The 8,342-nt window shown below is 70.4% G+C and carries 7 protein-coding genes and 1 pseudogene; 6 read left to right on the top strand and 2 right to left on the bottom strand.

Annotated elements, in window-relative coordinates; all coding sequences use genetic code 11:
- Window positions 1-220: 220 nt before the first annotated feature.
- Complete coding sequence (locus ACZ5NH_RS43595) at window positions 221-748, top strand: nucleotidyltransferase domain-containing protein (protein WP_308031258.1); 528 nt, start codon at window positions 221-223, stop codon at window positions 746-748.
- Between the two features lie 553 nt (window positions 749-1,301).
- On the opposite strand, the gene ACZ5NH_RS43590 is transcribed toward ACZ5NH_RS43595, so the two are convergent.
- Window positions 1,302-2,255, bottom strand: a complete 954-nt coding sequence (locus ACZ5NH_RS43590; RefSeq protein WP_468783812.1) for an alpha/beta fold hydrolase — start codon at window positions 2,253-2,255, stop codon at window positions 1,302-1,304.
- Between the two features lie 296 nt (window positions 2,256-2,551).
- A pseudogene (locus ACZ5NH_RS43585) lies at window positions 2,552-2,865 on the bottom strand (transglutaminase domain-containing protein); the annotation flags it as partial.
- A gap of 579 nt (window positions 2,866-3,444) precedes the next feature.
- Here ACZ5NH_RS43585 and ACZ5NH_RS43580 point away from each other — a divergent pair.
- From ACZ5NH_RS43580 to ACZ5NH_RS43560, 5 genes are read left to right on the top strand one after another with little or no spacing between them, the layout of a single operon-like run.
- Window positions 3,445-4,377, top strand: a complete 933-nt coding sequence (locus tag ACZ5NH_RS43580) for a conjugal transfer protein (protein WP_468783810.1) — start codon at window positions 3,445-3,447, stop codon at window positions 4,375-4,377.
- Window positions 4,374-4,715, top strand: a complete 342-nt coding sequence (locus ACZ5NH_RS43575) for a hypothetical protein (RefSeq protein ID WP_468783808.1) — start codon at window positions 4,374-4,376, stop codon at window positions 4,713-4,715. Before ACZ5NH_RS43580 ends, ACZ5NH_RS43575 begins: the two co-directional genes overlap by 4 nt.
- Window positions 4,712-5,299, top strand: coding sequence for a hypothetical protein (locus tag ACZ5NH_RS43570; protein ID WP_468783807.1), 588 nt, complete (start codon window positions 4,712-4,714; stop codon window positions 5,297-5,299). Before ACZ5NH_RS43575 ends, ACZ5NH_RS43570 begins: the two co-directional genes overlap by 4 nt.
- Complete coding sequence (locus tag ACZ5NH_RS43565; protein WP_468783805.1) at window positions 5,296-7,989, top strand: ATP-binding protein; 2,694 nt, start codon at window positions 5,296-5,298, stop codon at window positions 7,987-7,989. The genes ACZ5NH_RS43570 and ACZ5NH_RS43565 overlap by 4 nt, the downstream gene beginning before the upstream one ends.
- Entirely contained in the window at window positions 7,989-8,342 is a 354-nt protein-coding gene (locus tag ACZ5NH_RS43560; protein ID WP_468783803.1) for a hypothetical protein, read from the top strand. The genes ACZ5NH_RS43565 and ACZ5NH_RS43560 overlap by 1 nt, the downstream gene beginning before the upstream one ends.

The raw sequence follows: 8,342 nt of genomic DNA, 5'->3' as shown, positions 1-8,342 counted from the left end.
AGCCTGCGCGTCGACCGACACACCTACAAGGCCACCGTCAGCATCGACATCCTGTTGACAGCACCCATCAGCCCATAAACTTCATGGCCTTGCCCTAAAGGGCGGAGCACTGGCCAAGATCAAAGGTAGAGTCCGGTGAGGCAGAATGCCCGGGGATCGTGCGGTCATCAACCACGCCGCGTCATCGCTCACAGGACCGCGAGCAGATCGGAGGCGGCGGATGCACAAGCACGTCATGACAGCTGAGTCGGCATTGTCAGTGATCGCGGAGCTTGATGCTCACGAAGTACGAGCCTGTGTCGGTGGCGGATGGGCCGTTGACGCGCTGATGGGCCTGCAGACCCGCGAACATTCCGACCTCGACCTCTGGCTTCCAGCAGCTGACCTTGACCCGTTGATCGCCGCGTTTTCCCGGCTCGGCATCGACCGCGTGCTGCCTTGGGGCGGCGACAGGCCGTGGAACTTCGTGCTACACGATGGTGAGCACCTGCGAGTCGATCTTCACTTGTACGAGGAGCTCGCCCACGGAGTCGTTCACTACGGGAGCGTCGTGAACGGACATCAGTTCACTACGGCCGACCTCGGTGGCGTAGGCCAGATCCTCGACACGGTCGTGCGCTGCGAGGCCCCGGAGTGGGCACTGCGATGCCACACCGGATATACCCCACGCGCAGTTGACTTCTCTGACGTGACGCAGCTTTGCGCCCGATTCGGGCTTCCCGTGCCCAAGTCGTATCGCACCAGCTAGTCCAAGCGGTGAGCGGTCAACTTCGATGAGCCAGGAGTCGGGGCTTCGAAATGGGTCGCGCGCTCATCAAGGAGCGTCCAGTGAATTACGGGCACTCCGGGCGCCCAGTTACGCACAGCTACACACCCAGCGCACCCCGGCGCACGCCCCGGGCTGATCGGCTACACCATCCGGCGGGACACCATCACCGACCGGGCATTCACCCGGTTCCTCCGTGGATGTTCCGGTCAAGGGATCCGAAACAGGCGCGCACAGATGGGGGACGGCATGAGGGCAGCGGTCGCGGCAAAACGCAAGCCGCAGTCTCTGCGCTCAGGCCGGCGCGACAGGTCCCATCCCCAAGCGAAGGTAGCCTCCGCATCGCCGAAGTCGAAGCTGTGACGGGCAGTCTGTGTGGCCGGCTGTGCGTTGAGCTCGTCGTCGAGAAAGTCGTTCGCGGCGTGTCGGGCTTTGCTCAGCCCGAGCCCCGGAACAGGCCGCCATGACAAAAGTCGGGCATGCGCCCGGTCGCGCAGTTCGCGGAGCGCTATCGGATGCCGGCGTCTTGTCCGTGTCAACGCCCCTGCGAGCGCAGCCGCTCTCGCCATTGCTCCGTACGGCAACTGGCCGGCTCCGTCGTGGCGACGAAGTTCTCCAGAACGGAAAGGAAGCGTTGCGGATCTGTGTGGAACGGGAAGTGCCCCGAGCCCTCGAAGATCTCCAGACGGCTGCCGGGCATGGCGGCATGTGCCACCTTGGCGTGCAAGGCGGGCAGGACCTGGTCGCGCGAGCCCCACACCAGCAGGGTCGGCATACCTGCGGTGAGATGGCAGCGGTCGAGCATGGTCACTACTTGACCGCGCCAGTCGACCACAGCGCGCAGCGTACGAATGAACGCCTCGCGGGAGGCCGTATCGGGCAAGGCATCCACCACACGCAAGAGATCCGGCGCGTCCACGCCGAGCCCCGTGCCAAACAGCTGCAGCAGCCGGATCGCGAGGGCGGTCTGCGTCCGTACTGTTGGAAGCCGCAACGCGGCCAGAGCCAACTGGGCCCCGGGCAGCGAGGCCAGGCGCAGCGCCGGAGTGACACCGCGTCCCACGCCGCCCGTGCTCACCAGTGCCAGCCGCTCGGTCCGGTCCGGGAACTGGTACGCGAACTGCATGGCCACACCGCCGCCGAGGGAGTGTCCGACCAGCGTCGCCCGGTTGACGTCCAGCACTCCCAGCAGGTCCCGCATGCCGTTGGCGTACGCGGGCACCGAGTAGTCGCCGCGCGGCTTGTCGGAGCAACCGTGGCCCAGTAGGTCGGGGGCGATGACCGTGTGGTGCCGGGCCAGCTCGGGGATCAGTTCGGCCCAGGTGTCCGACGAGTCCCCGATGCCGTGGATCAGCAGCAGGACGGGACCCTTGCCCGCCATGCGGAAAGCCCAGCGGTGACCGTGGATGACCTGGTACCGGCGTGCGAAGGGCTTGTGGACCGCACGCAACCGCGCGGACTCGCCACGCAGCGGAGGAAAGCTTGCCACAGCAGCTCCTCTCCAGGGCCGGCAGACGGCCCCTGGGCGGTTAACGTGCTCGTAACGCTCACGTGCTGGGGGAATCTAAATCGACAAGTCGATTTTTTGGAGTGAGCTACGTCACAGGCCGCGCCGGTGAGGGCGGCACGAAGGATTCCAAAACGCCGGTGCGACCTGGGGTTTCGCATAGCCCGCAGGCGGCCGAGCCCCCTTGACGTGAGGTACGCCACGGCGCTGACGCCCAAAGCCACCAGCACTTTCAGAAGGCTGGAGGTCCCCCGGTAGACGGCAGAGCATCCTGCCGGCGTGGCCACCCCGGACGCCCGCGCTACCGATTCCAGTACCGCCAGCCGTTGACTGCACGAGCCGCGACGGCGCCGAAGCACCTCCGACACGGGCCGCTCGTCCTGAATCGAGTACACCGGCTGCACAACCGCGGCAATCCTTCGGTGAGCCTGGCGCAGGAACGCTATCCGGTGAGCGGGGCCTGAAGAGTCCCCCGAACCCACCGGGCCGTCGATCTGTCGGGGGAACGAGGAAAGGCCCGGATGCTGCCAGTCGCAGTATCCGCGTTGGGGCTGTGCTCCCTGTAACGGTCCCCCCTGTCGGCCGCGCGCATGCGGACACGGCCTCGCGGCGCGAGAAGCAGCGGCCACGAGCACCGACCATCTGCCACGATCGGGCCACGTAGCTGTCCGGCTGCCGTGGTCGGGGTCATGGTCGAGCCGACCACGCCATCTGTACCCCGGCGCGCAGCGGTTGCGCAGCCCCCGGACGGACGGTGCGCAGTCAGGCTGCGCAACCGGCAGAGGATCCTGCGCAGTTGCGTTGCGCATCGCGGCTGCGCACTCGGGCCCCGAGTGGTCTTGGTCTTGTGTTGCGCAGGCCCGGGTGACGCGCTGCGCAGGCGTCCGGCAGGCTCGGTCGGCTTCCGTCTGCTATCGGGGTACCGGTGTGGTGGCTGGGCGGCGTGTGGTCGCCCAGCGGTCGTCGTCTGGGACCGTGCGCCGGCCGCACTGTCTTGTCCTCGATTCGCCGCCGGCCCGTGGTCGGGCCTGTGGTCGGGCCGACCACGACCCCGACCATGGACTTCGTGTCTGCATCGTGACCGTGGTGGGGGTCTCGTGGTCGGTGGTCGGGTCGGGGTCGGCGGGTTTGCTCAAGGTCACAACATCCGTTCTGACCTGGGAGTTTGACGATGTCCCCTGGCATGCAGGCCTCAAGGGGCGAGGCTGCTGCTCCGACGGCGGCGGGCGCCCGGCTGGAGTCGATGAGGCGCCGCGTACGCCTGTCGCGTAGAGCGGTGCTGACCGCTGTCGCGGCCGGCCCCATCACCCTGGCCGTCGCCGTCGCCTCCGCCCCGGCCACGGTCCAGGCCGCCACCCCGGCCAAGCCCGCCGCCGTGCGCACCGCGGCGGCCGCCACCAATCCGGGCGGCTACGCGCAGCTGTTCCTCGGCGCCTGGTTGCGCAGCAGCGCCGATGATGCGACGAGTGCGCAGGCGCGTCTTGTGCAGTCGATGGCGCCGGGCGTCGACCTGCCCGAGACGGCCTCCGATGCGCAGCCGGCACCCACGTCCGTGACGGCGGTGCGCAGCGCGCAGCGTGACGGCGGTGTGTGGTCGGTGACGGTGGCTGCGCAGTACGCGGACGGGCGGTTGCGGTACTACGCCGTGCCGGTGGCCGCCGCTCGCGACGGCGCCTCGTTCGCGATAACAGGTGCGCCCGGCGTGGTGGCCGGTCCGGCCCGTGCCGAGGTGGCGAGGTCGCCGTACCGGGTGAGCGTCCCCGACGGTGATCTGTCCTCGGCTGTCGGGGAGTTCCTCGCCGCCTACCTGGCTGGTGCCGGAGAGGTGAGCCGCTACCTCTCGCCCGGCGTGACGCTGGCTCCGCTCTCCCCCGCCCCGTACACGGCGCTCTCCGTCCAGCAGGTGTCGGCCGTCGAACAGGCCGCGGCCGCCGAACACGTCCCTGCCGACGGCACGAAGGTGTGTGTCCTGGCACGGGTGGAAGCCCGGGATGCCGGCGGCCGGTGGCCGCTGGCGTACGAGCTCGTGCTCAAGGCCCGCTCAGGCCGGTGGGAAGTCGCAGGCCTGGAGTGTGGGGCCGGCAACGACGGGGGTGCCCGATGAACACGGTGCACAGCGTGGTCCTTGCCGGGCAGTTGGACGACCTCGGGAACAGCTGGATCACGATGTTCAAGGACTGGGCGACCAAGGGCCTGCAGGCCGGTCTGCTCGTGCTCGTCGTCGTCATCATGATCCAGAAGTTCAGCCTCAAGGCGGGGATCGGTGCCCTGCTGCTGATGGTGATCGCGCTCGGCTTGTACAACTCCCGCGACACTCTGGCGAACATGTTCGAGGACGAGGTGAAGAACCCCTCCAAGGGCGCACCCGCCGTGCCCGGCATCGTCCAGTCCGAACTCCCCGCTTCCCATGATCACTCGCCGGGCGTCGGAGGGTGGCTGTGACCGCGGCCGCGGCGCGGGTGAGCCGCTTCTACACCACCGCCCGCCGCCACCCCTGGGTGCTGGGCAAGGTCGCCGACTGGAAGATCCCCCTCGGCCCCTACACCCCCGCGCAGATCGCCCTCGCCGTCGGCGGCGGCTTCCTCCTGATCAAGACCATCAGCTGGTGGTCGTGGACGGGGCCGCTCCCCATCGCCTGCTGGGTGCTGGCGATTTGGGCGGTGCGCCGGCCGAAGATCCGGGGCCGTGCGCCGATGCAGGCCGCTTGGGGCTGGGTGCTGCTCGGCCGGCAGCCGAGGGGAGGCCGGATCGGCGGGCGGGCCGCCCGCGACCGTGCGCCGCGACCGCTGCTCGGCGGCTTCACCATCGAGGGCGCGCCCGCGGCGGACCCCGCTGCGCAGGCCACTGCATCTGCTGCGGCTCGCCGGCATGTCCCTCGAACGCCGTATCCGCGGCCGACCGCCGGTCGCTCGGCCGCGCGCCGCCACACGGAACCGGCAGTTCCCGCGGCGCCGGCGGGGCTGGCGGGGCCGGTGTCGGGTGTGCAGCAGCTGCTCGCGCTTGCCCAGCAGGGGGGTGCGCGGTGAGGGTTGCGATCCGTCACATCGCCGGGCATCTGGTGTGGTCGACGCAGGGCAGCGTGTGGGCCGTCTACCGCCTGCACCCCGGCCCCGACGCGCAGGGCCAGCGTGAGGAGACCGTCCAGGGCACGTACGTGCCCGCCGCGGTCCGCGACGAACAGCTCGCCAGGACCACACATCTGGTGCGCTCCCTGTCCGGGGCCCCGCGGCTGTTCGGTCTGTGCGCACAGGTCGACCCAGGTGAGATCGCGCTGCGCATGATCGAGGGCATCGAGCCGGCGGCGCAGGCACCCGATACGGGCCCACACCCGTGGGTGGAGAACGTCGAGGCCACCCTGGAGCTGCTGGATGACCAGGAGATGCACCGCCGCACTTTGTGGCTGGCCGTGCCCCTGCACAGTGAGACAGGCGGCCTGCAGGTCTGTGCGCAACTCGGCGCGGCGTGGGCCGAGATCGCGCCGATGCTGGGCATGCACCCGGCGCCGGTGGCACGCCCCGAGGTGGCCGCCTACCGCGAGCAGGCCTTGCGGGTGGAGGCCGCCCTCGCCGGCGGCGTCGCCTTCCGTCCGGCCCGCCCCGCGGAAATCGTGTGGATGATCCAGCACGCCCTCCACCGCGGCCTGCCCGAACCCCTGCTGACCGAGGCCGAGACCAGCGACCTGTACGGCGGGCAGATCCGCGACGGCGTACTGCGCTCCCCCAGCTACGCCGACCTCGGCCAGGTCCGCCTGCAGGAAGGCGGCATCGACCCCGACCTCGACGACACGGGCGAACTCAAGAGCGCGGGCCGGATCACTCGGTCGGGCCGCACGGCCTGGTGGCGGCTGAACACCACCTCGCCGCTCGGGCGGCGCTGGCTGCAGGTCGAGTCCGACACGGGAGTCGGCTACCAGGCGCAGCTCGCTTTGGCGGAGTGCCCGCCCGCGGTCAGCCAGGACGCCGCCGATCTGTTCGCCCAGCTGGAGAGTCTCGACTTTCCCGTCGACTACACCATCGACCTCACTCTGGTGCCCGCGGAGAAGGCCCGGGACCAGGTGCGGCGCAAGAGGAACGAATTGGTCGACCAGGCCGACCAGTACGACGCCCGTCCCACCGGTATGCCCGCCTCGCTGACCGAGGCCGCCCGCGACCTGGGTGAGCTGGACGCCCGCCTGTCGCGTACCTCCGTCGAGGTCGAGGTCCAGTCCGTGACCGTGCTGACCGTGTGGGGGCCGACCGCCGCCGTCTGCGACGCCCGCGCCCGCGCCCTGGCCGCGCTGCTCGGCGGCGCCGACTACCGCGCGGTGCGCCCGGCCGGACTGCAGGAGGCGCTGTTCACCCTGGGCCTGCCCGGCACGGTACGGCCCGGCGTGGTGCGGGAGTTCACCCAGCACCAGATCAGCGAGGACTGGGCTTTGGGCGGCGCCTTCACCGTGGGCGAGGTCGGCGACCCGGGCGGCATGTTCCTCGGCATCGACCTGGACAGCGGCACCACCCGCCCCGTGATGATCAACGTGGCTGACGCCCCCAAGGTCGACGCATCCGCCTCGATGGGGATCGTCGGGGACCTCGGTGCGGGCAAGAGCGTGCTGCAGAAGCTGATCACGGAGGCGGTGTGGGCGCGCGGCGGCCGCGCGATCTGCATTGACCGCACCCCCGTACGCGAGTGGGCCACCTTCGCCCGCACCGCCGCCCAGGGCCGCTGCCAGATCATCGACGCCGCCCAGGCCGAAATCTCCATCGACCCGCTGCGCATGTTCGACGGGCCCGAGGGCCGCCACTACGCCCTGTCCTACCTCACCCTGCAGCTCGGCATCGGCCCGATGAGCACCAACGGCGAAGTCCTGCACCACGCCGTCGAACAGGCCGCCACCAGCGACACCCCGTCGATGCACCGCGTCCTTGAGGTCCTCGAGGACATGGCCACCCGCGAGAGGAGCAAGCGGCAGGACACAGCCGCCACCCTCGCCGGCCTCATCCGGGTGGTGGCCACCAACCCGCTGGCCGGCATGGTGTTCGACCCGACGCTGCCTGCGGTCCGCCTGGACGCCTCCAGCGCCTCCGACATGATCGTCATCACGACGACAGGGCTGAAGCTGCCGCCCAAGGCCGCGTTCGACAAGCCCGAGGTCCTGCACCAGCAGCCGCTGGAGGCCCTCATCGGCCGCGCGGTGCTGTACCTGATCGCGGCGATCGCCCGGCAGACCGCGTTCGAGGACCCCGAGCGGTTCACCGCGGTGGTGCTGGACGAGTTGTACTGGCTGACCTCGTCCGCCGAGGGCACGGCCCTGGTCCACGAGATCCTCCACGACGGCCGCAAGCACGGCGCCGGCCTGCTCGCCGGATCCCACGACGCCGAAGAACTCGGCCCCGACCGGGGGCTGATGGCCTACCGGGCGCTCGCCCGCACCGTCGACCGCGAACGCGCCCGCCGCGGACTGGAGTTCATCGGCCTCGACCCCAGCGAAGAACTGGTGCGGCTGGTGACCACCGGCCTGTCCCCCGTCGGGCACCAGGGCCGCGAGGGCGAGTTCCTGCTGACCTGCCCCCGGCAGAACACCGGCCGCGTCAAGGCGGTCATCCCCCGCATCGCGCGTATCGCCACCTCCATCACCACCACACCGGGACGCCACGCCCCTGCCGGATCACCCCCGGCCGCAGCCTCTGTGCCGCACGCCGGTCACGCCACTGGTGATCGCCCGAAGGGACACCTGTGATGACCTCTTTCTCCCCCACCCGCTCCCGGCGCATCGCCGCGGCCGCGACCGTCCTCACGGTGAGCGCCGTCGTCGCCGGCGTGCTCGTGCTGACCCTGTCGATGGGCGTGCCGGACGCCTGGTGGCCGCACACCGGGAAGGCCTTCGCCACCGACGCCCACGTGGCACACCACGACCCGTGTGACGTGATCGTGGGACGGGCCAAGGCGTACTGCGAGCGCGGCGCCACGTACTCCCCCTCCACCGGGCACCGCAGGGCCGCCGCGGCGGCGTGGCGGTGCGTGCCGGCGGGCTCGGGCCTGGCCGCTCTCGTGATCCGGCGCAGCCCAAACACCCGGCAAAGGCGGCCTTGA

Source organism: Streptomyces sp. NPDC031426, from assembly GCF_055581585.1.
Note: the sequence above shows the minus strand (reverse complement) of the source record. Positions and strands in the feature narration are given on the sequence as shown.

What these genes read in the sequence shown, in the direction of transcription:
- ACZ5NH_RS43560 (WP_468783803.1), top strand. Translation starts at nt 7,989, where the DNA reads ATGACCTCTTTCTCCCCCACCCGCTCCCGGCGCATCGCCGCGGCCGCG.
- ACZ5NH_RS43595 (WP_308031258.1), top strand. Translation starts at nt 221, where the DNA reads ATGCACAAGCACGTCATGACAGCTGAGTCGGCATTGTCAGTGATCGCG.
- ACZ5NH_RS43575 (WP_468783808.1), top strand. Translation starts at nt 4,374, where the DNA reads ATGAACACGGTGCACAGCGTGGTCCTTGCCGGGCAGTTGGACGACCTC.
- ACZ5NH_RS43580 (WP_468783810.1), top strand. Translation starts at nt 3,445, where the DNA reads ATGTCCCCTGGCATGCAGGCCTCAAGGGGCGAGGCTGCTGCTCCGACG.